The 21,498-nt window shown below is 65.0% G+C and carries 19 protein-coding genes; 6 read left to right on the top strand and 13 right to left on the bottom strand.

Annotated elements, in window-relative coordinates; genetic code table 11:
- Positions 1-54 precede the first annotated feature (54 nt).
- The 3 genes from glnA to map form a co-directional block, all read right to left on the bottom strand.
- A complete protein-coding gene (glnA, locus tag Q4610_RS14165) occupies positions 55-1,467 on the bottom strand; it encodes a type I glutamate--ammonia ligase (RefSeq protein ID WP_304536611.1) in 1,413 nt (470 codons plus the stop codon).
- Between the two features lie 91 nt (positions 1,468-1,558).
- On the bottom strand, positions 1,559-1,897 hold the full coding sequence (locus Q4610_RS14160; RefSeq protein WP_304536610.1) for a P-II family nitrogen regulator: 339 nt from the start codon (positions 1,895-1,897) through the stop codon (positions 1,559-1,561).
- Positions 1,898-2,138: 241 nt separating this feature from the next.
- Positions 2,139-2,969, bottom strand: coding sequence for a type I methionyl aminopeptidase (gene map / locus Q4610_RS14155; RefSeq protein WP_304536609.1), 831 nt, complete (start codon positions 2,967-2,969; stop codon positions 2,139-2,141).
- Positions 2,970-3,209: 240 nt separating this feature from the next.
- Here map and Q4610_RS14150 point away from each other — a divergent pair, with 240 nt between their 5' ends.
- Complete coding sequence (locus Q4610_RS14150; protein WP_304536608.1) at positions 3,210-3,971, top strand: competence/damage-inducible protein A; 762 nt, start codon at positions 3,210-3,212, stop codon at positions 3,969-3,971.
- A gap of 82 nt (positions 3,972-4,053) precedes the next feature.
- On the opposite strand, the gene Q4610_RS14145 is transcribed toward Q4610_RS14150, so the two are convergent.
- Together Q4610_RS14145 and gltX are read right to left on the bottom strand one after the other, a co-directional pair.
- Positions 4,054-5,340: a citrate synthase gene (locus Q4610_RS14145; RefSeq protein WP_304536607.1), complete on the bottom strand. Its 1,287-nt coding sequence runs from the start codon at positions 5,338-5,340 to the stop codon at positions 4,054-4,056.
- Positions 5,341-5,360: 20 nt separating this feature from the next.
- Positions 5,361-6,782, bottom strand: coding sequence for a glutamate--tRNA ligase (gene gltX / locus Q4610_RS14140; protein ID WP_304536606.1), 1,422 nt, complete (start codon positions 6,780-6,782; stop codon positions 5,361-5,363).
- Positions 6,783-6,852: 70 nt separating this feature from the next.
- Between gltX and Q4610_RS14135 the strand changes: the two genes are divergently transcribed.
- Positions 6,853-8,979 (top strand): ComEC/Rec2 family competence protein, encoded by a 2,127-nt coding sequence (locus Q4610_RS14135; protein ID WP_304536605.1) that lies wholly within the window; start codon positions 6,853-6,855, stop codon positions 8,977-8,979.
- Here Q4610_RS14135 and lexA read toward each other — a convergent pair.
- From lexA to murI, 8 genes are all read right to left on the bottom strand, one after another.
- On the bottom strand, positions 8,970-9,650 hold the full coding sequence (gene lexA / locus Q4610_RS14130; RefSeq protein ID WP_304536604.1) for a transcriptional repressor LexA: 681 nt from the start codon (positions 9,648-9,650) through the stop codon (positions 8,970-8,972). The two genes, Q4610_RS14135 and lexA, sit on opposite strands and share 10 nt — an antisense overlap.
- A gap of 79 nt (positions 9,651-9,729) precedes the next feature.
- Positions 9,730-10,911 (bottom strand): molybdopterin molybdotransferase MoeA, encoded by a 1,182-nt coding sequence (locus Q4610_RS14125; protein ID WP_304536603.1) that lies wholly within the window; start codon positions 10,909-10,911, stop codon positions 9,730-9,732.
- Positions 10,908-11,381, bottom strand: a complete 474-nt coding sequence (moaC, locus tag Q4610_RS14120; protein WP_304536602.1) for a cyclic pyranopterin monophosphate synthase MoaC — start codon at positions 11,379-11,381, stop codon at positions 10,908-10,910. Before moaC ends, Q4610_RS14125 begins: the two co-directional genes overlap by 4 nt.
- Positions 11,378-12,169, bottom strand: coding sequence for an indole-3-glycerol phosphate synthase TrpC (gene trpC / locus Q4610_RS14115; RefSeq protein ID WP_304536601.1), 792 nt, complete (start codon positions 12,167-12,169; stop codon positions 11,378-11,380). The genes moaC and trpC overlap by 4 nt, the downstream gene beginning before the upstream one ends.
- Positions 12,166-13,158 carry an anthranilate phosphoribosyltransferase gene (gene trpD, locus Q4610_RS14110; protein WP_304536600.1) on the bottom strand — a complete coding sequence of 331 codons (993 nt, stop codon included), beginning with the start codon at positions 13,156-13,158 and terminating at the stop codon, positions 12,166-12,168. The genes trpC and trpD overlap by 4 nt, the downstream gene beginning before the upstream one ends.
- Positions 13,159-13,315: 157 nt before the next feature.
- Positions 13,316-13,906: an anthranilate synthase component II gene (locus tag Q4610_RS14105; RefSeq protein WP_304536599.1), complete on the bottom strand. Its 591-nt coding sequence runs from the start codon at positions 13,904-13,906 to the stop codon at positions 13,316-13,318.
- A 150-nt stretch (positions 13,907-14,056) separates the two neighbouring features.
- Positions 14,057-15,283, bottom strand: a complete 1,227-nt coding sequence (gene hemA, locus Q4610_RS14100) for a 5-aminolevulinate synthase (RefSeq protein WP_304536598.1) — start codon at positions 15,281-15,283, stop codon at positions 14,057-14,059.
- A gap of 180 nt (positions 15,284-15,463) precedes the next feature.
- Positions 15,464-16,267 (bottom strand): glutamate racemase, encoded by an 804-nt coding sequence (gene murI / locus Q4610_RS14095; RefSeq protein WP_304536597.1) that lies wholly within the window; start codon positions 16,265-16,267, stop codon positions 15,464-15,466.
- A gap of 129 nt (positions 16,268-16,396) precedes the next feature.
- Between murI and plsY the strand changes: the two genes are divergently transcribed.
- The 4 genes from plsY to topA all read left to right on the top strand — a co-directional run bounded on the left by plsY (position 16,397) and on the right by topA (position 21,498).
- On the top strand, positions 16,397-17,041 hold the full coding sequence (gene plsY, locus Q4610_RS14090; RefSeq protein WP_304536596.1) for a glycerol-3-phosphate 1-O-acyltransferase PlsY: 645 nt from the start codon (positions 16,397-16,399) through the stop codon (positions 17,039-17,041).
- Positions 17,038-18,120 carry a DNA-processing protein DprA gene (dprA, locus tag Q4610_RS14085; protein ID WP_304536595.1) on the top strand — a complete coding sequence of 361 codons (1,083 nt, stop codon included), beginning with the start codon at positions 17,038-17,040 and terminating at the stop codon, positions 18,118-18,120. The genes plsY and dprA overlap by 4 nt, the downstream gene beginning before the upstream one ends.
- 44 nt (positions 18,121-18,164) lie before the next feature.
- Positions 18,165-18,809: a YoaK family protein gene (locus Q4610_RS14080; RefSeq protein ID WP_304536594.1), complete on the top strand. Its 645-nt coding sequence runs from the start codon at positions 18,165-18,167 to the stop codon at positions 18,807-18,809.
- Between the two features lie 64 nt (positions 18,810-18,873).
- On the top strand, positions 18,874-21,498 hold the full coding sequence (gene topA / locus Q4610_RS14075) for a type I DNA topoisomerase (RefSeq protein ID WP_304536593.1): 2,625 nt from the start codon (positions 18,874-18,876) through the stop codon (positions 21,496-21,498).

The raw sequence follows: 21,498 nt of genomic DNA, 5'->3' as shown, positions 1-21,498 counted from the left end.
AGGCCCGGCCGCTGTGTGCGACCGGGCCTTTGCCAAAATAGCGTCCTGACAGGATCAGCCGCTGTAATACATGTCGAATTCGACCGGCGACGGCGCCATTTCCCACGCATAGACTTCGGGCCATTTCAGTTCGATATAGGCATCGATCTGATCCTTGGTGAACACGCCGCCCTTCAGCAGGAAGTCGTGGTCGGCAGCGAGGCTTTCGAGTGCTTCGCGGAGCGAACCGCAAACGGTCGGGACTTCGGCCAGTTCGGCGGGCGGCAGGTCATACAGATTCTTGTCCATCGGGCCGCCGGGGTGAATCTTGTTCTCGATCCCGTCGATGCCGGCCATCAGCAGTGCCGAAGTGGCGAGATAGCTGTTGGCGAGCGGATCGGGGAAGCGGAATTCGACGCGCTTCGCCTTGGTGCCGGCACCATAGGGGATACGGCACGACGCCGAACGGTTGCGCGCCGAGTAGGCGAGCAGCACGGGCGCTTCGAAACCGGGCACCAGACGCTTGTAGCTGTTGGTGGTCGGGTTGGTGAAGGCGTTGATTGCCTTGGCGTGCTTGATGACGCCGCCGATGAAGAACAGGCAGGTTTCCGACAGGCCGGCATAGCCGTCGCCGGCAAAGGTGTTCTTGCCTTCGTTCCAGATCGAAATGTGGGTGTGCATCCCCGAACCATTGTCGGCCTTGATCGGCTTGGGCATGAAGGTCGCGGTCTTGCCATAGGCCTGGGCAACCATCTTCACGACATATTTGTAGATCTGGATGCGGTCACAGGTTTCGACCAGCTTGCCGAAGGTCAGGCCCAGTTCGTGCTGGCTGCCCGCGACTTCATGGTGATGCTTGTCCATGGGCAGGCCCATTTCGAGCAGGGTGGACACCATTTCGGCGCGAATGTCGGTGGTGACATCGACCGGACCGACCGGGAAATAACCACCCTTGGCGCGCGGGCGGTGGCCCATGTTGCCGCCTTCATAGGTGGTGTTGCTGTTGGTCGGCAATTCCACATCGTCCAGCTTGTACGAGCTGGCGTTATAGGTGTTTTCGAACTTCACGTCGTCGAACATGAAGAATTCCGGCTCCGGGCCGATGTAAACGGTGTCGCCAAGGCCGGTGGTCTTGAGGAAGGCTTCGGCGCGCTTGGCGGTCGAGCGCGGATCGCGGGCATAGAGCGAGCCGTCTTCGGGTTCGATAATGTCGCAGACCAGGATCAGCATCGGCGTGGCGCTGAACGGATCGACATAGACCGCGTCCAGATCAGGCTTGAGGATCATGTCCGATTCATTGATTTCCTTCCAGCCCTCGATCGAGGAGCCGTCGAACATCAGGCCGTCGGTCAGTTCATCTTCGCCGATCACGCCGGCGCACATGGTCAGATGGTGCCAGGCGCCCTTCGTGTCGGTGAAGCGGACATCGACCCATTCGATCTCCTTTTCCTCGATGATCTTCAGGATGTCTTTTGGCGTGTTGGCCATGTGCAGTTGCCCTTCTGTTGAAATGCCCCCCCGAAGGGGTTGTTGAAGTCCCATTCGCCGGCCCCCGGTCAGCCGGCACAATCACGGATGATCAGATGGCGTCGCTGTCGCGTTCGCCGGTGCGGATGCGGACCGCCCCTTCGATATTGGAAATGAATATCTTGCCGTCGCCGATACGGCCGGTCTGTGCCGCCGAGGAAATCGCTTCGACCACCCGGTCTGCCAGTGAATCGTCCACGACGACCTCCAGCTTCACCTTGGGCAGGAAGTCGACGACATATTCGGCACCCCGATAAAGTTCGGTATGTCCCTTTTGCCGGCCAAAGCCCTTGGCTTCGGTTACGGTGATGCCCGAAACGCCCACTTCATGCAGCGCTTCCTTGACCTCGTCCAGCTTGAACGGCTTGATGATGGCTTCGATCTTTTTCATCACTCGTAATCCCAACCCATGACGCGCGCCGACACATGGGGCGCCCCATGTGTCTCTCTCCTTCGAGGAGCGACCGTCATACCCCCCAAAGGCAGGCACCGCTCCTCTTACCAATCAATTACCGTGCCAAATGGCGAATCGCTAGGAAAGCTTTCGGCGATGCAGCAATATTTGTCCATATTGCCCGGATTCCGGGCAATTCCATAACCTGATGCCTGTTTTTTGGGCATGTCGGCGATGATCACATGCCGTAGGGCGGGCAATCCAGACCGGCGGGACTTTTGGTGAAAATCTCGCACCCCGTCTCGGTGATGCCGATGCTATGTTCGAACTGCGCCGACAGGCTCCGGTCGCGCGTCACGGCGGTCCAGCCATCGTCCATCATCTTCACGCCGGGCTTGCCGATGTTGATCATCGGTTCGATCGTGAAGAACATGCCGGGCTTCAATTCCGGGCCGGTGCCGGGGCGGCCGACATGGACGACTTCCGGGCTGTCGTGGAACACGCGGCCCAGGCCATGGCCGCAGAAATCGCGGACCACGCCATAACGGTGCTTTTCGGCATGACGCTGGATCACATGACCGATATCGCCCAGATGATTGCCGGGCTTCGCCTGCTCGATGCCCAGCATCAGGCATTCATACGTCACTTCGACCAGGCGCCGCGCCTTGATCGATGTTTCGCCGGCGATGAACATGCGGCTGGTGTCGCCATGCCAGCCATCAACCATCGGCGTCACGTCGATATTGACGACATCGCCGTCCTTCAGCCGATAATCGCCGGGGATGCCGTGACAGATGACATTGTTGATCGAGGTGCAGCAGCTATGGGTATAGCCGCGATAGCCCAGCGTCGCCGGCACGCCGCCGCCGTCCAGGGTCATGCGGCGAACGATGTCGTCCAGTTCGCCCGTGGCCACGCCCGGCACCACATGGGGCACGAGCGCATCGAGGATCTCCGCCGCCAGCCGCCCGGCCTTTCGCATCCCGGCAAAACCCGCTTCGTCATAGAGCTTGATCGCGGCAGAGCGCGAAACCGGCGCATCGGCCGTCATCGTCATATATTCGGTCATGATGCGATTATAAGCGCAGGTAGCGGATAATGCGAGAGGGCGGCTAGTGACCCGATCGGAAGTTCGTCCCCTGGTCGGGCAGGCTTTGAACGCACTTCAGATTCATGAGGGTTGCTATGGAATAATGGCTTCCAGTGCGGTTTATGGATTTGAAATCGGCTCCCAGCCTTGCCAAAAATGTGGCGAATTTCAAATCCACCGCACTAGGCATTGCGGGCCGTGCAGGCTATGGGCGTGGCCATGGCCGATCCGAACCGCATCTGGACCGCAGCGCTGATCGTGATCGGCGACGAGATTCTCTCCGGTCGCACCCAGGACAAGAATGTCGCGCAGATTGCGGCCTGGCTCAATGTACAGGGCATCCGGCTGCGCGAAGTGCGGGTGGTGGCTGATGATCAGGACGCAATTGTCGAAGCGGTCAACATCCTGCGGGCGCGCAACGATTATCTGTTCACCACCGGCGGCATCGGCCCGACGCATGACGACATCACGGTCGATGCGATCGCGGGGGCGCTGGGCGTGGATGTGGAAATCCACGAAGGCGCGCGCGCCATCCTGCTGGGCTATTATGAGACGCGCGGAGGGCTGACCGAAGCGCGATTGCGCATGGCGCGGGTGCCGGCCGGGGCCAGCCTGATCGAAAATCGCATGTCGGGCGCGCCGGGCATCCGCCACGGCAATATCTTCATCATGGCGGGCGTCCCCTATATCACCGCCGGAATGCTCGACAGCCTGACCGGCACGCTGGAGGGGGGGCTGCCGCTGCTGTCGGCGACGATCGGCTGCTGGGTGGCGGAAAGCGAGATCGCCGATCTGCTGTCCGCGACGGAGCGTGCACATGATGGCTGCCAGATCGGCAGTTACCCGTTTTTCCGCGAAGGGCGCACGGGCGCGAATTTCGTGATTCGTTCGACAGACGCGGCCCGGATTGACGCCTGCGTCGCGGACCTTGGCGCCGCGCTGGAGCGGGGGGGCTGGATCGTGACCCCAGGCGGGATTTAAGTCCGACCTGTTTGACCGACCCTTCCCGTAAATGAAAACGGCGCCCGGTTGGGCGCCGTTCTCTTTTCCGGGGGGCTGCCGATCAGCGCTTGTCCACCGGGACATAATCGCGCTGCGTCGGGCCAGTGTAGAGCTGACGCGGACGGCCGATCTTCTGCGCTGGGTCCGAAATCATCTCGTTCCACTGCGCGACCCAGCCGACGGTGCGGGCAAGGGCGAAGAGCACGGTGAACATTTCGGTCGGGAAGCCGATGGCCGACAGGATCACGCCCGAATAGAAGTCGACATTGGGATAGAGCTTCTTTTCGACGAAATAAGGATCGTTGAGCGCGATCTTTTCCAGTTCCTTGGCGACATCGAAAACCGGATCGTTGACGCCCAGCTTTTCCAGCACGTCCTTCGCGGTCTTTTGCATCACGGTCGCGCGCGGATCGTAATTTTTATACACGCGATGGCCAAAGCCCATCAGGCGGAACGGATCATCCTTGTTCTTGGCGCGGGCGATATATTCGGGAATGCGGTCGACAGTGCCGATTTCGCGCAGCATGTTGAGGGCGGCTTCGTTCGCGCCGCCATGCGCCGGGCCCCAGAGGCAGGCGATACCGGCCGCGATGCAGGCGAACGGATTGGCGCCCGACGAGCCGGCCAGGCGCACGGTCGATGTCGAGGCATTCTGTTCATGGTCGGCGTGCAGGATGAAGATCTTGTCCATCGCATCCACGATGACTGGGTCCGGCTCATATTCCTCGGCCGGGACCGAGAAGGTCATGCGCAGGAAATTGGCGGTGTAGGACAGGTCGTTGCGCGGATAGACGAAGGGCTGGCCCACCGAATATTTATACGCCATCGCCGCGATGGTCGGCATCTTGGCGATCAGGCGATGGCTGGCGATGGTGCGCTGGGCCGGGTCGTTGATGTCGGTCGAATCATGGTAGAAAGCGGACAGCGCGCCCACCACGCCGCACATGATCGCCATCGGATGGGCATCGCGACGGAAGCCGCGATAGAAGGTCGTAAGCTGTTCATGCACCATGGTGTGGCGCGTGATGGTGGTGGTGAATTCAGCCAGTTCCTTGGCCGAGGGCAGTTCACCGTTCAGCAGCAGATAGCAGACTTCCATGAAGCTGGACTGTTCGGCGAGCTGGCCGATCGGATAGCCGCGATGCAGCAGGATGCCTTCGTCACCGTCGATATAGGTCAGGCCGGATTCGCAACTGGCGGTCGAGGTGAAGCCCGGATCATAGGTGAACATGCCGGTATTGGCGTAAAGCTTGCGCACGTCGATGACCTGCGGGCCGACAGTGCCATCCATGATGGCATAGTCCTTGCTCTCCCCCCCGACGGTCAAATTGGCATTGTTATCCGACATGTTGTTCTCCTTGAGTCCCATCAACCGACCGTTGCGTGCCCTGCCGCGGCCAGTCGTTCCAAGCTCTCCTCTTTCCCCAGAAGGAAGAGGACATCGAAAATACCCGGCGAGACGGTACGGCCGGTCAGCGCTGCCCGCAGCGGTTGCGCCACCTTGCCCAGTCCCAGGCCGGCATCCTCCGCCACGCGGCGTATTGCGTCTTCGATCGCTTCTACCGTCCAGAACTGGACGGGCTGGAGAACGTCGGCTGTCTTGGCCAGCAGCGCGCGCGCGGAATCGTCTAGCAGAGCCGACGCCTTTTCGTCAAAATCAAGCGGGCAATTTTTGAACAGAAATTCGGCGCCCTCGGCAATTTCATTAAGATTTTTGGCGCGCGGCTTTAACGAAGCCATCGCCTGGACCAGAATATCCGACTGCTTTTCGTCCAGCGTCTTGCCCAGCCGTGCTGCCACGCGGGGCGCGACAAGGGCGGCGAGGCGCGAGTCGTCCGCTTCGCGCAGATAATGGCCGTTCAGATTTTCCAGCTTCTTGATGTCAAAGCGCGATGGTGAACGGCCGACCCCGGCGATATCGAACAGTTCGATCGCGCGGGCTACGGGCAAGATTTCCTCGTCGCCATGGCCCCAGCCCAGGCGGAGCAGATAGTTGAGCACCGCTTCGGGCAGCATCCCCATCTCGTCGCGATAGGCATCGACGCCCAGCGCGCCGTGGCGCTTGGACAATTTCGCGCCGTCCGATCCGTGGATCAGCGGAATGTGGGCATAAGTCGGCTCTTCCCAACCCATCGCCCTTATGATGCTGAGCTGGCGAAAGGCATTGTTGAGATGATCGTCGCCGCGAATGACATGGGTGACGCCCATGTCATGGTCATCGACCACGACGGCAAGCATATAGGTTGGCGTGCCGTCGGAGCGCAGCAGGATCATGTCGTCCAGTTCCACATTCTGGACGACGACGCGGCCCTGCACCGCATCCTCGATCACCGTTTCGCCTTCGCGCGGCGCCTTGATACGGATGACGAAGGGCGCGCCGGCGGGCGCGTCTTCGGGGGCACGATCGCGCCAGCGGCCATCATAGCGCATTGGCTGCCTGGCGGCGCGCTGCTGTTCGCGCAGTTCCGCCAGTTCTTCGGGCGTGGCGTAGCAGCGATAGGCATGGCCCGATGCGAGCAACTGGTTCGCGACCTCGGCATGGCGCGGCGTGCGTTCGAACTGGAAAACCGCCGGTTCGTCACCGCGGAGGCCCAGCCAGTCCAGGCCGTCAAAGATCGCGGCTACCGCTTCGTCGGTGGAACGGGCACGGTCGGTATCCTCGATGCGGAGCAGGAACTTGCCGCCATGATGACGCGCGAACAGCCAGTTGAAGAGCGCGGTGCGGGCGCCGCCGATATGGAGGAAGCCGGTTGGCGACGGGGCGAAACGGGTCACCACAGCCTTGTTCATTCCCGTTGCACTTGCCGTCATATTCTTTGACATTCGCCTTCGCTGACCCATGAATCCGATGCCCCCTAGCATGGCTTTTGAGCCACGACAAACCTCCCTTGGCGGGAAGGCTGCCGCGTCGGCCAAGGCGACGCTGGCCAGGGTGGAGGCATGGCTCGAAGCGGAGCGCGAACAGATCGGGCTGTGGGCGCCGATCGGGCTGAGCGCAGGCATCGCCGCCTGGTTCATTCTGCCCCATGCGATGACCTGGCTGGCCTTTTGTTGCGGGGCGCTGGGAATCGCCTGCGCGGGAGCCATGCTGCCGCCGGGCGGGCGGTTGCGGCGGATGATTGTCGCAGGTGCAATCCTGGCCTGCATGGGATGCCTGCTGGTCTGGGGCAAGGCGACATTGCTGGGGCAGCCGCCACTGGCGCGGGCGCGGTTCGTGCAGATGACGGGGGAGGTGCTGTCGGTGCAACGGGTGCCGGCGCAGGGCATTGTCCGCGTGCGGTTGCGCCCGGTCGACGCCCCCGCTCTGCCGGCGTTGGTGCGGGTGAACATCGCCGATGCAGACATGCCCAGGGGGCTGGGAGAGGGTGCGCTGATCCGGTTTCGGGTGCGGCTGATGCCGCCCGCGCCGCCCAGTGTGCCGGGCGGCTATGATTTTGCCGCGCGCGCCTATTTCCAGGGCATTGGTGCGACCGGCAAGGCGTTGAAGCCGGTGGAGATGTTGCGGCCATCGACCGTGGCGCCACCGCTGCGGGCGCGATTGTTCGGCCACATATTGGACAAGGTCGATGGACCGGCGGAGGGCATTGCCGCCGCGCTGGCCACAGGGGATCAGGGCGCGATCGCGGAAGCCGATGCCGAAGCGATGCGACGGAGCGGCCTTGCCCATCTTCTGTCGATCAGCGGCCTGCATGTGACGGCGCTGATCGGCGCGGTCATATTCCTGCTGATGCGGACGATGGCCCTGAGCCAGCGTGCCGCCTTGCACTGGCCATTGATGCTGATCGCCGCAGCCGGCGGGGCGCTGGCCGGGATCGGCTATACCTGGCTGACCGGGGCGGAGGTGCCGACGCTGCGGTCCTGCATCGCGGCGTTGCTGGTGCTGGGCGGGCTGGCGATGGGGCGCGACGCCATCACGCTGCGACTGGTGGCGGCGGGCGCGCTGCTGGTGCTGTTTTTCTGGCCGGAGGCGCTGACGGGGCCGAGTTTCCAGATGAGCTTCGCTGCGGTGACGGCGCTGGTGGCACTGGCCGAGCATCCGCGCTTTCGCGCCTTTGCCGCCGCGCGGGACGAAGGGGTGATTGGCAGATTCGGCCGTGTGCTGGCCGTCACGCTGGCGACCGGCATCGCGGTCGAACTGGTGCTGATGCCGATCGCGCTGTTCCATTTTCACAAGGCCGGGGTGCTGGGCGCCTTTGCCAATCTGGTCGCGATTCCGCTCACCACCTTCGTGGTCATGCCGCTGGAGGCGCTGGCGCTGTTGCTGGATGTCGTGGGACTGGGCGCGCCGGCCTGGTGGCTGACGCAACAGGCGCTCAATCTGTTGCTGCTGCTGGCCCATGGCGTGGCGGCCAGCCCGATGGCGACCCTGCTGGCGCCGACCATGGGCATGCCATTGTTCGGGATCACGGTCGTCGGGTTGCTATGGTGCCTGTTGTGGCGGACGGGGTGGCGGTGGCTGGGGCTGGTTCCGGTCCTGACCGGCATAGTGGCGACGTTTCTGGCCTCTCCGCCTGACATTCTCGTCACCGCAGACGGGCGGCATGTCGCGGTACGGACGAGCAGGGGAATGGCTATCCTGCGCGACCGGGCGGGGGACTATGTGCGCGATGTCCTGTCCGAAAGCGCGGGCTATGACGGCGCCCTGACAGCGATCGCGCAGTTGCCGGACGCGCGCTGTTCGACCGACCTGTGCGCCCTGCGGCTGAAGGAGGGCGGACGAAGCTGGAATCTGCTTTTCACCCGCAGCAATGTGCTGATCGGGCGGCGCGATTTCGCGCGGGATTGCGCGGCGGCGGACATCGTGATCAGCGATCGCGGTCTGCCCCGATGGTGCCGCCCGCGCTGGCTGAAGATCGACCGCCGGTTGCTGTCGCGCACCGGCGGCCTGTCCATCAGCCTGAAAACAGGCGAAGTTCACACCGTTCATGGAGCCGGTGACGCGCATCCGTGGATCGCCCGCCCAGGGCCGCGACGCACTCAGTTATAGCGGCGCAAAAGCCCGGCGAGCTTGCCCTGGATGCGGACCTGACGCGAATCGTAGATTTGCGGTTCATAGGCGGCGTTGGCCGGGTCGAGCCGGACCCGGCTGCCTTCGCGCCGGAAATATTTGAGCGTTGCTTCCGCCTCGTCGATCAGGGCGACGACGATCTGCCCCTCGCGCGCGGTTTCCGTGCGCTGGATCAGGGCGAAGTCGCCATCCAGAATACCGGCCTCCATCATCGAGTCGCCAGACACTTCCAGCGCATAATGATCGCCAGCCCCCAATAAGGCGGCGGGAACGGACAGCATCGTCTGCCCCTCCATCGCCTCGATCGGCACGCCGGCGGCGATGCGGCCGTGCAGCGGAATTTCGATCACGTCATTGGCGGCCGTTGGCAAAATGGGCGCGGGCGACGTGACCTTGGGCTTGGCAGGGGCCGGCGGCGCAGGCGCGCGGTGCATCGCATCAGGCAGCTTGAGCACCTCAAGCGCGCGGGCACGGTTGGGGAGGCGGCGGATGAAGCCGCGCTCCTCCAGCGCATTGATCAGGCGGTGGATGCCCGACTTGGAACGCAGGTCGAGCGCATCCTTCATCTCCTCAAATGAAGGCGAGACGCCGGCCTCCTCCAGCCGGGTCTGAATGAAGCTCAGCAATTCCTGCTGCTTGGGCGTCAACATCGCTGCGGTCCTCCATGGAACGTATGAGGAACGCATAGGAAACACATGGAGATTAGTCAACGGCTTTCGATGCGATGCCTCAAGGCAGCGGCAACACCATGACGCGCTCGCCAGGTGCGGCTGCCGGCGATCGCGCCGGGCGCAGGATCAGGCAGTCGGCCTGCGCCATGGCGGCGGAGGCGGCGCTGTCCTGCGAGGTGACGGAGACGAGGCCGTCAGGGCTGCGCCAGGCACGCAGATAATCGTCGCGGTCGCCGATCGCGGGCAGGGGGCCGGCCAGCACGGCTTCGCCCACAAGCGGCAATGGATCGGTCGCGCCGCTGATATGGCGCACGAGCGGCAGCAGGAACAATGTGGCAGTGACGAAGGCCGACACCGGATTGCCGGGCAGGCCGAGGAACAGGGCGTCACCCAGGCGACCGGCCATCAGCGGCTTGCCGGGGCGCATCGCGATCTTCCAGAAATCGAGCGAACCGCCCGCCTGGACGAAAGCCGGGCGCACCAGATCATGATCGCCGACCGACGCGCCTCCTGTCGACACGATGATATCGGCCTGCGCCGCGCGCTTCAGGGCGGCGACCATGGCGTCGAGATCGTCGGGCACGATGCCAAGGTCGATGATATCGCAGGGCACGCCAGCGAGCATCGCCGCCAGCATCGGCGCGTTGGAGGACGGCAGGAAGCCGGGCGGGGTGGGCGCGCCGGGCGGCACCAGTTCATTGCCGGTGGAGAGCAGCGCGACCCTGGGCTTTGCACAAACCGGCACATCGCCATGGCCGCCCAGAACGGCAAGGGCGATCCGGGCCGGGCCGAGGCGCGCGCCAGCCGCAAGCAGCGTGGCATTGCGGGCGAAGTCCGACGCGGCGGCGCGGATATGACGGCCAACGGGCAGCGGATCGGCGCTGGCGGTCAGGATGTCGCCGTCGGGGATGGCGTTTTCCTGAATCAATATGGCGTCGGCGCCGGGCGGCAGCGGCGCGCCGGTGAAGATGCGAACGGCTTCTCCAGGCGCGAGGGGCGCGGGTGTCGCCACGCCGGCCGCGCTTTCTCCCGCAACGCGCCATGGACCGGGATATTCGGCCGCACGCACGGCATAGCCATCCATGGCTGACAGGTCGGCCCAGGGCTGGTCACGCAATGCCACGAGATCCTGCGCCAGCCAGCGACCCACGGCCTGCCCGACCGGAACGGTTTCGACCGGCAGCCGGCGGGCGAGCGCGAAGAGGCGCGCCTGCGCCTGCGCGACCGGCAGCAGGCTCATGACGCGCGCCGCCAGTCGCCTGACTTGCCGCCGCTCTTGGCGATCAGGCAGACGCCGCCAATCATCATGGACTTGTCCAGCGCCTTGGCCATGTCATAGATGGTGAGCAGGGCAACCGACGCGGCGGTCAGCGCCTCCATCTCCACGCCCGTCTGCCCGGCGGTGCGGGCGGTGGCAGTGACGGTGACTCCGCTGGCATCCAGATCGAAATCGACCGTCACGGCGCTGAGCGCGATCGGATGGCAGAGCGGGATGAGATCGGCGGTGCGCTTGGCGGCCATGATGCCCGCGACCCGCGCCACGGCAAGCACGTCCCCTTTCTTGACCAGGCCCTGCGCGATGGCGCCGGCGGCTTCCCCGATCATGTCGATCCGGCCGGTGGCGACAGCCTCCCGCGCCGTTACCGCCTTGGCCGAAACATCGACCATGCGGGCCGCGCCGTCCGCGTCCAGATGGGTCAGGCCGGTCATGCGCCGGTCAGCAGATTGCGAGTCGCCGCCTCGACATCGGCCTGGCGCATCAGCGTTTCGCCGACCAGGAAGCAGCGCACGCCATGACCGGCCATGGCGACCAGGTCGGCATGGCCGGTCAGGCCGCTTTCCGCGACGAAGGTGCAACCGGCCGGCGCCTTGCCCACCAGATCATAGGTACGGGCGAAATCGACGGAAAAATCGCGCAGGTCGCGATTGTTGACGCCGATCAGGCGCGACCGCAGTGTGAGGGCGCGTTCCATTTCCGCCTCGTCATGCACTTCGATCAATGCGTCCATGCCAAGGCCCAGCGCGGCGTCCTCAATCTCCTGCATCTGTCCATCATCCAGCGCGGCGACGATGATGAGGATGGCGTCGGCGCCAAGCGAGCGACTTTCAAGCACCTGCCAGGGATCGACGATAAAATCCTTGCGCAGCACGGGGATGGCGCAGGCGGACCGGGCGGCCATCAGATAATCGTCATGCCCCTGGAAATAGGGTTCGTCGGTCAGCACCGACAGGCAGGCCGCGCCGCCCGCCGCATAGGCCTGGGCATGGGCGGGCGGATCGAAGTCCGCGCGGATCAGCCCTTTGGACGGGCTGGCTTTCTTCACTTCCGCGATCAGGCCGAAACCGGAGCGTGCGGCGTCGTCCAGCGCCTTGCGGAAACCGCGTGGTGGCGTCTGTTCGCTGGCGCGGGCATGAAGCGAGGCCATGGTGGTCGCGGCCTTGCGGCGGGCGACATCCGTGCGCTTAAAGTCGCAGATTTCGATCAGCTTGTTGGTCATGAATAGGCAATCCAGCAATTGAGAAGCGCGTTGGCCAGGCCACGATCGAGCGTTTCGGCGGCCTCTGCCACGCCCTCGCGCAGGTCGTGGACAGCATCGGCGACGACAAGGGCGGCGGCGGCGTTCAGCAGTACCGCGTCGCGATATGGCCCCGTTTCACCCAGAAGCAGCGCGCGCAGGGCCGCCGCATTATGCGCGGCGTCGCCACCGCGGATCGCCGTGACCGGATGTGTCGCAAGACCAAGATCGGCAGCCGTCAGGCGGTGCATGGCGACCAGATCATGTCCTTTCACCTCCGCCATGTCATTGCCCCCGGCGAGCGAGAGTTCGTCCAGCCCTTCGTCCCCCGACACGATCATCGCCCGGTCGACGCCCAGTTCGGCCAGCGCTTCGGCATAGATCGGCACATAGGCTGGACGGGCGATGCCCACGAGCTGGCGGCGAACATTGGCCGGGTTGGCGAGCGGGCCCATCAGGTTGAAGATGGTGCGTTCGCCGATCGCCTTGCGGACCGGGCCAAGGCGTTTGAGCGCGGGGTGATAATTTTGCGCGAAGAGGAAGCAGATGCCAAGGTCGGCGAGGGTCGCCTCTGCCGTCGCGGCGGCCTTGTCGAGGTTCAGGCCAAGGGCTTCGAGCGTGTCGGCGGCGCCGGCCTTGGACGATGCGGCGCGGTTGCCATGTTTGGCGACCGGCACGCCAGCTGCTGCGACAACGAGTGATACAGCCGTGGAGACGTTCAGCGTATGATGGCCGTCGCCCCCCGTGCCGCAAACGTCGATCGCGCCGACAGGGGCGCTGACCGATATCATGCGCGCCCGCATGGCACGGGCTGCGGCGGCGATTTCTGTCGCGCTTTCGCCGCGCCGGGCCATGGTGACGAGGAAGGAGGCGATCTCCGCTTCGGGCAGATCGGCGTCGAACAACAGGTCGAAGGCGCTGGCGGCCGCATCGGCGGAGAGCGGCGCGGAAGGATCGGGCAGGCGGGTCATCGCCCCTGCCTTAGTCGGCGCGGGGCAGCAGAGTCGAGAGGGTGCAGGCGCTTGACTGCCTACTTTTCCCGCAAGTCTTGAAATATGATTTCCTATTGCGGGTCTATTCGAAAAGCGGCTGCGCGATGACGGCCCGGCCATCCCGGATGGCAGGGCGTCAGGCCGCTTCGCGTGCCTGCACCGGCAGGCCGGCGATCGTCATGAAATTGGCCAGCATGTCATGGCCATATTCGGTGGCGATGCTTTCCGGGTGGAACTGGACCGAATGGATCGGCAGGGTCGCATGGCGGAAACCCATGACCGATCCGTCCTCGCTGGTGGCGTTGACCACCAGGCTGTCGGGGATATTTTCCACGATCAGCGAATGATAGCGGGTCGCGGTGAAGGGGGAGGGAAGGCCCGCGAACAGGCCGGTGCCGTCATGGCTGACCGGCGATGTCTTGCCATGCATCAGGCCGCCCCGCACCACCTGACCGCCAAAATGCTGGCCGATCGCCTGATGGCCCAGGCACACGCCCAGCAACGGCGCCCCCGCGTCGGCGCAGGCGGCGACCAGGTCCAGGCTGACACCGGCTTCATTGGGGGTGCAGGGTCCGGGGGAAAGCAGAAACGCCCTGGCCCCGCTCGATAGCGCCTGCCCGGCTGAAATGGCGTCGTTGCGGACGACTTCGACCTCAGCCCCCAATTCCATCAGATAATGGACCAGGTTCCAGGTGAAGCTGTCATAATTGTCGATGACGAGGATCATGGACAGGGCTTTAGCGCGGGATTGGCGCGGGGGGAAGTGGGGAGGGACGAAGGGGCGGCATATGCGCCATGCCGGCGAGGTGCCCCTGCGCCAGCCTTTGGCAGCGGTCCCTCCTCCCCACGCCTGCGGCGCAGGGAGGGTCAGCAATATTTATGCCGCCTGCCGCTCGGCTTTTTCCAGGTCGAGCCGATCCCAGATTTCGACCAGCGCCGACACCAGATCGCGCATCATCGCTTCGGTATGGGCGGGGCCTGGGGTGAAGCGCAGCCGTTCGGTGCCGCGCGGCACGGTGGGGTAATTGATCGGCTGCACATAGGCGCCATATTCGGCGAGCAATATGTCGCTGATCCGCTTGGCCTTGACCGGGTCGCCGACCATCAGCGGCACGATATGCGTGACCGAAGGCATGACCGGCAGGCCGGCGTCGGCCATCAATTGCTTGAGCAGGGCGGCGGATGCCTGCTGGCCTTCGCGTTCCTCGCTGGAGCCTTTCAGGTGGCGCACGCTGGCCAGCACGCCGGCCACCAGCACCGGCGACAGGGAGGTGGTGAAGATGAAGCCGGGCGCATAGCTGCGGATCACGTCGATGATCATCTGGTCGGCGGCGATATAGCCGCCCATGACGCCGAACGCCTTGCCCAGCGTGCCTTCGATGATGGTCAGGCGGCCGGCGACATCGTCGCGTTCGGAAATGCCGCCGCCGCGCGCGCCATACATGCCCACGGCATGGACTTCGTCCAGATAGGTGAGCGCGTTGAATTCGTCGGCCAGGTCGCAGATCGCGGCGATCGGGGCGACATCGCCGTCCATCGAATAGACGCTTTCGAACGCGATCAGCTTGGGTGCTTCGGGATCTTCTGCGGCCAGAAGCTCGCGCAGATGATCGACGTCATTGTGGCGGAACACGCGCTTTTCGCAGCCCGAATTGCGGATGCCCGCGATCATGCTGGCATGGTTCAATTCATCGGAAAAGACGATGCAGCCCGGCAGCAGCTTGGCAAGGGTGGCGAGCGTCGCTTCGTTCGAGACATAGCCCGACGTGAAGAGCAAGGCGCCTTCCTTGCCGTGCAGGTCGGCCAGTTCAGCCTCCAGATCGATATGATAATGGGTGTTGCCGCCGATATTGCGGGTGCCGCCGGAACCGGCGCCGACATCATGGAGCGCTTCTTCCATGGCGGCGACCACCTTGGGGTGCTGGCCCATGGCGAGATAGTCGTTGGAGCACCAGACGGTGATCGGTTTCGGGCCATTATGCCCGTGGAAGCAGCGCGCATTGGGATAGGCACCGCGATTGCGCAGAATGTCGATGAACACCCGGTAACGGCCTTCTTCATGAAGGCGGTCGATCGCTTGCGAAAAAATATGCTTGTAATTCACGCCGCCTGTCTTCCCGTTCGCTCGCGCGCTGTTCTTTTTGTCGCGCCTTCCTCTGCCTCGTGGCCGCATTTACCCGCCTGCGGTCCCCATTACCAGCGATAAACGATCCCAGCCTTAGGGAGAAATACCTATCCGTGCGAAAGAAGGAATTGGCCATTGGACAAATGGCCTACCCCCTGGTCAAAGCGCGTCGATATGGTCGAGGCCGTAGCGGGCGAGTGCGGGGCGGAGCGCGGCCTGCCGTTCGTCAAGGCGGGTGAATATCGCGATACCGGGGGCGGGGGCATCCGGCCAGGGCTGGCCCTGGGTCAGATAGGCGATGCGCCGGGCGATGCCGTCGCCGCCATGGACGAAGCCCATGGGGTGCGGCGCGGCGGCGGCCAGTTCCTGCTCCACCAGCGGGAAATGGGTGCAGGCGAGGACGACCATGTCCATTTCTTGCCCGCCCGGCTGGTCGATCAGGCCGGCGAGCGCATCGCGGGCGACCTGCGGGTCGAGCGTTTCGCCGCGCAGCTTCGCTTCGGCCAGTTGCACCAGCGCGGCCGAACCGTGGCGCAGCACGGTGCAGTCCGCGCCATGTTCGGCGGCAAGCCTGTCGACATAGGGTTGGCGCACGGTGGCGTCGGTGCCGAGGACACCGAACACGCGGCTTTTCGACAGAAGGGCGGCCGGCTTGATCGCCGGGACGGTGCCGACCACCGGAATGTCGAGCGCGGCGCGGACATGGCTCAGCGCGATGGTGGAGGCGGTGTTGCAGGCGATGACGGCGAGGCGCGGGCGGTAGCGTTCCACGAGCCGGCCCAGCAGGGCGGGGACGCGCGCGGCGATTTCCGCCTCGCTCCTGGTGCCATAGGGGAAGCCGGCGCTGTCGGCGGCATAGACGATCGGCGCGGTGGGCAGCACGGCGCGCGCCGGGGCGAGGATCGAAAGCCCGCCGACGCCGGAATCGAAGAAGAGGATGGGAGCGTCTGGTGCGACCGTCATGGCCGCTGTGTCGCGGCCGGGCCATTCCCTGTCAACACCAGTGCTGTCAACAGCGGCGGCCGTCAACATACGCATTGCCCGTTGCGTCTGTCACGCTATGGTCGCGCGCAACTTCCATTGGCGATTTTCATGACACCTTCCTGGCTGCTTCCCGCTTTCGTGCTTGTGCTGGGCTATCTGCTCGGCTCCATCCCGTTCGGGCTGATCCTGACCCGTGCCACCGGCGCGGGCGACCTGCGACAGATCGGGTCGGGCAATATCGGCGCGACCAATGTGCTACGGACGGGACGCAAGGGGCTGGCGGCGGCGACATTGCTGCTGGATCTGTTCAAGGGCGCGGCGGCGGTGCTGATCGGCGGCAGCCTTGTCGATGGCGGCGGGGCGATGGCGGGGGCGATGGCGTTCATCGGCCATTGCTATCCGGTCTGGCTGCGCTTTGCCGGGGGCAAGGGCGTGGCGACGATGATGGGGGTGGTGACGGCGCTGTTCTGGCCGGCCGGGTGTATTTTCGCGGCGGTATGGCTGGCGGCTTTGTTCGGGACGAAATGGTCGTCGGTCGGCGGCATGGCGGCGGCGGTCAGCGCGCCGATCGCGATGACGGCGTTCGGACGGGGCGACCTTGTGCCGGTGGCGCTCGCGCTGGCGCTGATCGTGCTGTGGCGGCATCGGGCGAATATCGCGCGGCTGGCCAGGGGCGAGGAGCCGAAGATCGGCAAGGCCAGGAGCGGAGCCATCCAGAGCGGCCCGGCCGCAAACGACCCGGCTGGCGAATGAGCGAGCGGGAGCGGTTCGACCGATTGCGGCTGATCCGCTCTCCCCGGATCGGCCCGGTCAGCTATCGGCAATTGCTGGCGCGTTTCGGCACGGCGGGAGAGGCTTTGCGCGCCATTCCCGATCTGGCGCAGCGCGGCGGTGGCCGGGCGAGCGTGGCGGAGGCTGGCGCAGTGGAGCGGGAAATAGCGGCGACCCGTGCGCTGGGGGCACGTTATCTGTTGATGGGCGATGCCGATTATCCCGCGCTGCTCGACCAGATGGAAGGCGCGCCACCCGCGCTGATCATGCGGGGCGATGGCGCGCTGGCGGCGCGGCCCTGCGTGGCGATGGTCGGCGCGCGCAATGCCTCGGCGGCGGCGTGCCGCTTTGCCCGCACCCTGGCGCAGGATCTGGGGCAGCGGGGCGCGGTGGTGGTGTCGGGGCTGGCGCGGGGGATCGATACCGAAGCGCATCGCGGATCGATCGCCAGTGGTACGATCGGTGTCATCGCCTGCGGGATCGATATCGTCTTTCCGCCGGAAAACAGGGATTTGCAGGGGCAGGTGGCGGAAGACGGCCTGCTCGTCACGGAGCATCCGCCCGGCGTCCAGCCGCTGGCGCGGCATTTTCCCGCACGCAACCGGATCATCGCGGGGCTGGCGCTGGGGACCGTGGTGGTGGAGGCGGCGCCAAAGTCCGGGTCGCTCATCACGGCGCGACTGGCCGCCGAAGCGGGGCGCGAGGTGATGGCGGTGCCGGGATCGCCCATTGATCCGCGCGCGCAGGGATGCAACCAGTTGATCCGGGAGGGGGCGACGCTGGTGCAGAATGGCGCGGACGTGATGGAGGCGATCGGCGGCTTCGATCCCAGGATGGTGCGGCAGGGCAGCTTCGAATTTCTGGGCGAGCCGGTGTCGAGCGACGTGGCGGATCAGGATCGGGTGGCGGTGATCGGGCTGCTGGGGCCGGCGGCGGTCGCGGTGGATGAAGTCATCCGCCTGTCGGGCCTGTCGCCCGCCGTGGTGCAGACGGTGCTGCTGGAACTGGAACTGGCGGGCGGACTGGAGCGCCATGCCGGTGGACGGGTTGCCCGATCATGATCATTCTGCCGTGACCATTCTGTCATGATTGTCGGGGCGCCATCATGATCCGGTTTGATCGTCCTATGCGCGTGATCGCCATCGCGTTGGCCTTTCTGGCGGGCTATGTCGACGCGCTCGGCTTTCTGACGACATCGGGTTTCTTCGTGTCCTTCATGAGCGGCAATTCGACGCGGCTGGCGGTCGGCATCGCGGGGGCCAGGAGCGATGCGATGGCGGCCGGCATCCTCATCCTGTGCTTTGTCGCCGGGGTCGTTGGCGGGGCGATTGCCGGTGCGGGCGCGGGGCGACGACAAAGCGCGATCATATTGCTGCTGGTTGCGGCGCTGCTGGCGGCGGCGGCGCTCATGATCCGGCATCCGCCGCTCTGGACGGCCGGTTTGCTGGCGCTGGCCATGGGCGCGGAAAACACCATATTCGAAAGGGAGGGGCAGGCGCCCCTGGGGCTGACCTACATGACGGGCAGCCTGGTGCGGATCGGCCTGGGGCTGGCGGGCTTCATCACCGGCAGGCGGCATCCCGGCTGGGGCGGCTATGCGCTGCTATGGCTTGGCCTGGTCATCGGGGCGGTGACGGGAGCATCGCTGTTTCCGATGCTGCGGCAGGACGCCATGTGGCTGGGCAGTGGCGTCGCCTTGCTGCTGGCGGTCCTGATGGAGATGGTGCGCCGACGGCAGCAGAATGCTTGACGGCTTCCTCTGCCCCCCTACACACTCGCGCGTGTACGTAAGAGATTTCCAAATCGGGGCCTGAATGCAGCTTGTCATCGTCGAATCGCCGGCCAAGGCGAAGACCATCGAGAAATATCTGGGTGGGGATTTCCATGTCCTCGCCAGCTATGGCCATATCCGCGATCTGCCGGCCAAGGACGGGTCGGTCGATCCCGACGACGGCTTTGCCATGTCGTGGGAAAATTATGGCGACAAGGGCAAGCAGCTCAAGGCCATCAGCGACGCGGCCAAGACGGCGACGCGCCTCATTCTGGCGACTGACCCTGATCGCGAAGGGGAAGCGATAAGCTGGCATGTGCAGGAGGTGCTGCGGGCCAAGAAGGCGCTGCCGAGCCAGGTGGACCGGGTGACGTTCAATGCCATCACCAAGACGGCGGTGCTGGACGCGATGGCAAAGCCGCGCGCATTGGACGAGGATCTGATCGACGCCTATCGCGCCCGCCGGGCGCTCGATTATCTGGTGGGCTTCACCCTCTCGCCGGTGCTGTGGCGCAAGCTGCCCGGCGCCAAATCGGCCGGCCGCGTCCAGTCGGTCGCCCTGCGGCTGGTGGTGGAGCGCGAGCGCGAGATCGAGAGTTTCACGCCCCAGGAATATTGGTCGGTCGCGGCCGAGATGGAGCAGGGCGGACAGGCCTTTACCGCGCGGCTCGTCCGCTGGAAGGGCGAGAAGATCGACCGCCTGACCATCGGCAAGGAAGGCGACGCCATGGCCGCCAAGGCCGATGTGGAGGCCGGGCGCTTCACCGTCGACAAGGTCGAGACGAAGCCGGTCAGCCGCAATCCGCCCGCGCCCTTCACCACATCGACCCTGCAACAGGAAGCCGCACGGAAGCTGGGTTTTTCGGCCAGCCACACGATGCGGATCGCGCAGCAACTCTATGAGGATGGCGCGATCACCTATATGCGGACCGATGGCGTGCAGATGGACGGCAGCGCCATTTCCGCCGCGAGGCGGGCGATCGCTGATCGCTATGACGGCGGCTACCTGCCCGAAAAGCCACGCCAGTATCAGACCAAGGCCAAGAATGCGCAGGAAGCGCATGAAGCCATCCGCCCGACTGAATTTGGTCGCGACAAGGTGGGCAGCGGCGACCATGCGCGCCTCTATGACCTGATCTTCAAGCGCGCGCTGGCGAGCCAGATGGCGTCCGCCCGGCTGGAGCGGACGACGATTGATCTGGTCGACGGCAGCGGCAGCCACACGCTGCGCGCCACTGGCCAGGTGGTGATCTTTCCGGGCTTCCTCGCCCTTTACGAGGAAGGGCGCGACGACGTTAATGGTGCCGACCCCGGCAAACATGCCGGGTCGGGGGACGAAGACGACAGCAAGCTGCTGCCGCGCATGGCGCAGGGCGACACCCCGGCCAAGAAGTCTGTAAGCGCCGAACAGCATTTCACCCAGCCGCCGCCGCGCTATTCCGAAGCATCGCTGGTCAAGCGGCTGGAGGAACTGGGGATCGGGCGTCCGTCCACCTATGCGTCCACCTTGCAGGTGCTCAAGGACCGCAACTATGTGCGGATCGAGAAGAACCGCTTCTTTGCCGAGGAGAGCGGGCGGCTGGTGACGGCATTTCTGGAGCGCTTCTTCGAACGCTATGTCTCCTATGATTTCACCGCGGGTCTTGAGGACGAACTGGACGAGATCAGCGGTGGCCGCGCGCAGTGGCAGGAAGTGCTCGAAGCCTTCTGGAAGGACTTCAAGCCCAAGACCGCCGAGGTGATGGAGCAGAAGCCGTCCGACATCACGGCGGCGCTGGACAAATATCTGGAGCCAATGCTGTTCCCGCCCAAAGCGGACGGCAGCAACCCGCGCGCCTGCCCCCTGTGCGGCGACGGGCAATTGTCGTTGCGGGGCGGACGGTTCGGGGCGTTCATCGCCTGCTCCAACTATCCCGAATGCAAATATACCCGCAAGTTCGGGCAGCCCGGCGGCAAGGAGGGTGAGGATACGGGGCCGGAAATCCTGGGCCAGCATCCCGAAACCGGGCAGGACATCGTGAAGAAGTCCGGCCGCTTTGGTCCCTATATCGAAATGGGCGAGGGCAAGGAGGCCAAGCGCGGCTCCATCCCCAAGGATCTGCCCGATGGGGAGATGACGCTGGACTGGGCGGTCAAGCTGCTCAGCCTGCCGCGCGAAGTGGGATTGCACCCGGAGACTGGCCTGCCGATCATGGCGAATATCGGGCGCTTTGGTCCCTATCTGCTGCATGACGGCAAATATGGGCGGCTGGCGAACACCGCCGAGATATTCGAGGTCGGCATGAACAGCGCCGTCGTGAAGCTGGCCGAGGCGGCGCAACGCGGACCGCGCAGCGCGGGGCGCGAACCGCTAAAGATACTGGGCGCGCATCCGCGCACCGAGGCGGAGATCAAGCTGATGGAGGGCCGCTATGGCGCCTATGTCACCGACGGCACCACCAATGCGACCTTGCCTAAGACGGTCGACAAGGACCAGTTGACGCTGGAGGAAGCCGCGCAACTGATCGACGCGCGCGCTGCGGCGGCACCGGCCAAAAAGGGCGCGAAGAAGAAGGCCGCGCCCAAGAAGGCAGCGGCGGCGAAGAAGCCTGCGGCCAAGGCGGACGGCGCGGCAAAGAAGCCGGCCGCCAAGAAAGCACCGGCGAAGAAGAAGGCGGCGGCGGAATAA

Source organism: Sphingobium cyanobacteriorum, from assembly GCF_030580935.1.
GTDB lineage: Bacteria > Pseudomonadota > Alphaproteobacteria > Sphingomonadales > Sphingomonadaceae > Sphingobium > Sphingobium cyanobacteriorum.
The sequence above is the reverse complement of the archived record's forward strand: the minus strand, read 5'-3'. Positions and strand labels throughout refer to the sequence as shown.

Excerpts from the sequence above, each read along its gene's own strand:
- glnA (WP_304536611.1), bottom strand. The coding sequence starts at position 1,467 with ATGGCCAACACGCCAAAAGACATCCTGAAGATCATCGAGGAAAAGGAG.
- Q4610_RS14160 (WP_304536610.1), bottom strand. The coding sequence starts at position 1,897 with ATGAAAAAGATCGAAGCCATCATCAAGCCGTTCAAGCTGGACGAGGTC.
- map (WP_304536609.1), bottom strand. The coding sequence starts at position 2,969 with ATGACCGAATATATGACGATGACGGCCGATGCGCCGGTTTCGCGCTCT.
- Q4610_RS14150 (WP_304536608.1), top strand. The coding sequence starts at position 3,210 with ATGGCCGATCCGAACCGCATCTGGACCGCAGCGCTGATCGTGATCGGC.
- Q4610_RS14145 (WP_304536607.1), bottom strand. The coding sequence starts at position 5,340 with ATGTCGGATAACAATGCCAATTTGACCGTCGGGGGGGAGAGCAAGGAC.
- gltX (WP_304536606.1), bottom strand. The coding sequence starts at position 6,782 with ATGAACAAGGCTGTGGTGACCCGTTTCGCCCCGTCGCCAACCGGCTTC.
- Q4610_RS14135 (WP_304536605.1), top strand. The coding sequence starts at position 6,853 with ATGGCTTTTGAGCCACGACAAACCTCCCTTGGCGGGAAGGCTGCCGCG.
- lexA (WP_304536604.1), bottom strand. The coding sequence starts at position 9,650 with ATGTTGACGCCCAAGCAGCAGGAATTGCTGAGCTTCATTCAGACCCGG.
- Q4610_RS14125 (WP_304536603.1), bottom strand. The coding sequence starts at position 10,911 with ATGAGCCTGCTGCCGGTCGCGCAGGCGCAGGCGCGCCTCTTCGCGCTC.
- moaC (WP_304536602.1), bottom strand. The coding sequence starts at position 11,381 with ATGACCGGCCTGACCCATCTGGACGCGGACGGCGCGGCCCGCATGGTC.
- trpC (WP_304536601.1), bottom strand. The coding sequence starts at position 12,169 with ATGACCAACAAGCTGATCGAAATCTGCGACTTTAAGCGCACGGATGTC.
- trpD (WP_304536600.1), bottom strand. The coding sequence starts at position 13,158 with ATGACCCGCCTGCCCGATCCTTCCGCGCCGCTCTCCGCCGATGCGGCC.
- Q4610_RS14105 (WP_304536599.1), bottom strand. The coding sequence starts at position 13,906 with ATGATCCTCGTCATCGACAATTATGACAGCTTCACCTGGAACCTGGTC.
- murI (WP_304536597.1), bottom strand. The coding sequence starts at position 16,267 with ATGACGGTCGCACCAGACGCTCCCATCCTCTTCTTCGATTCCGGCGTC.
- plsY (WP_304536596.1), top strand. The coding sequence starts at position 16,397 with ATGACACCTTCCTGGCTGCTTCCCGCTTTCGTGCTTGTGCTGGGCTAT.
- dprA (WP_304536595.1), top strand. The coding sequence starts at position 17,038 with ATGAGCGAGCGGGAGCGGTTCGACCGATTGCGGCTGATCCGCTCTCCC.
- Q4610_RS14080 (WP_304536594.1), top strand. The coding sequence starts at position 18,165 with ATGATCCGGTTTGATCGTCCTATGCGCGTGATCGCCATCGCGTTGGCC.
- topA (WP_304536593.1), top strand. The coding sequence starts at position 18,874 with ATGCAGCTTGTCATCGTCGAATCGCCGGCCAAGGCGAAGACCATCGAG.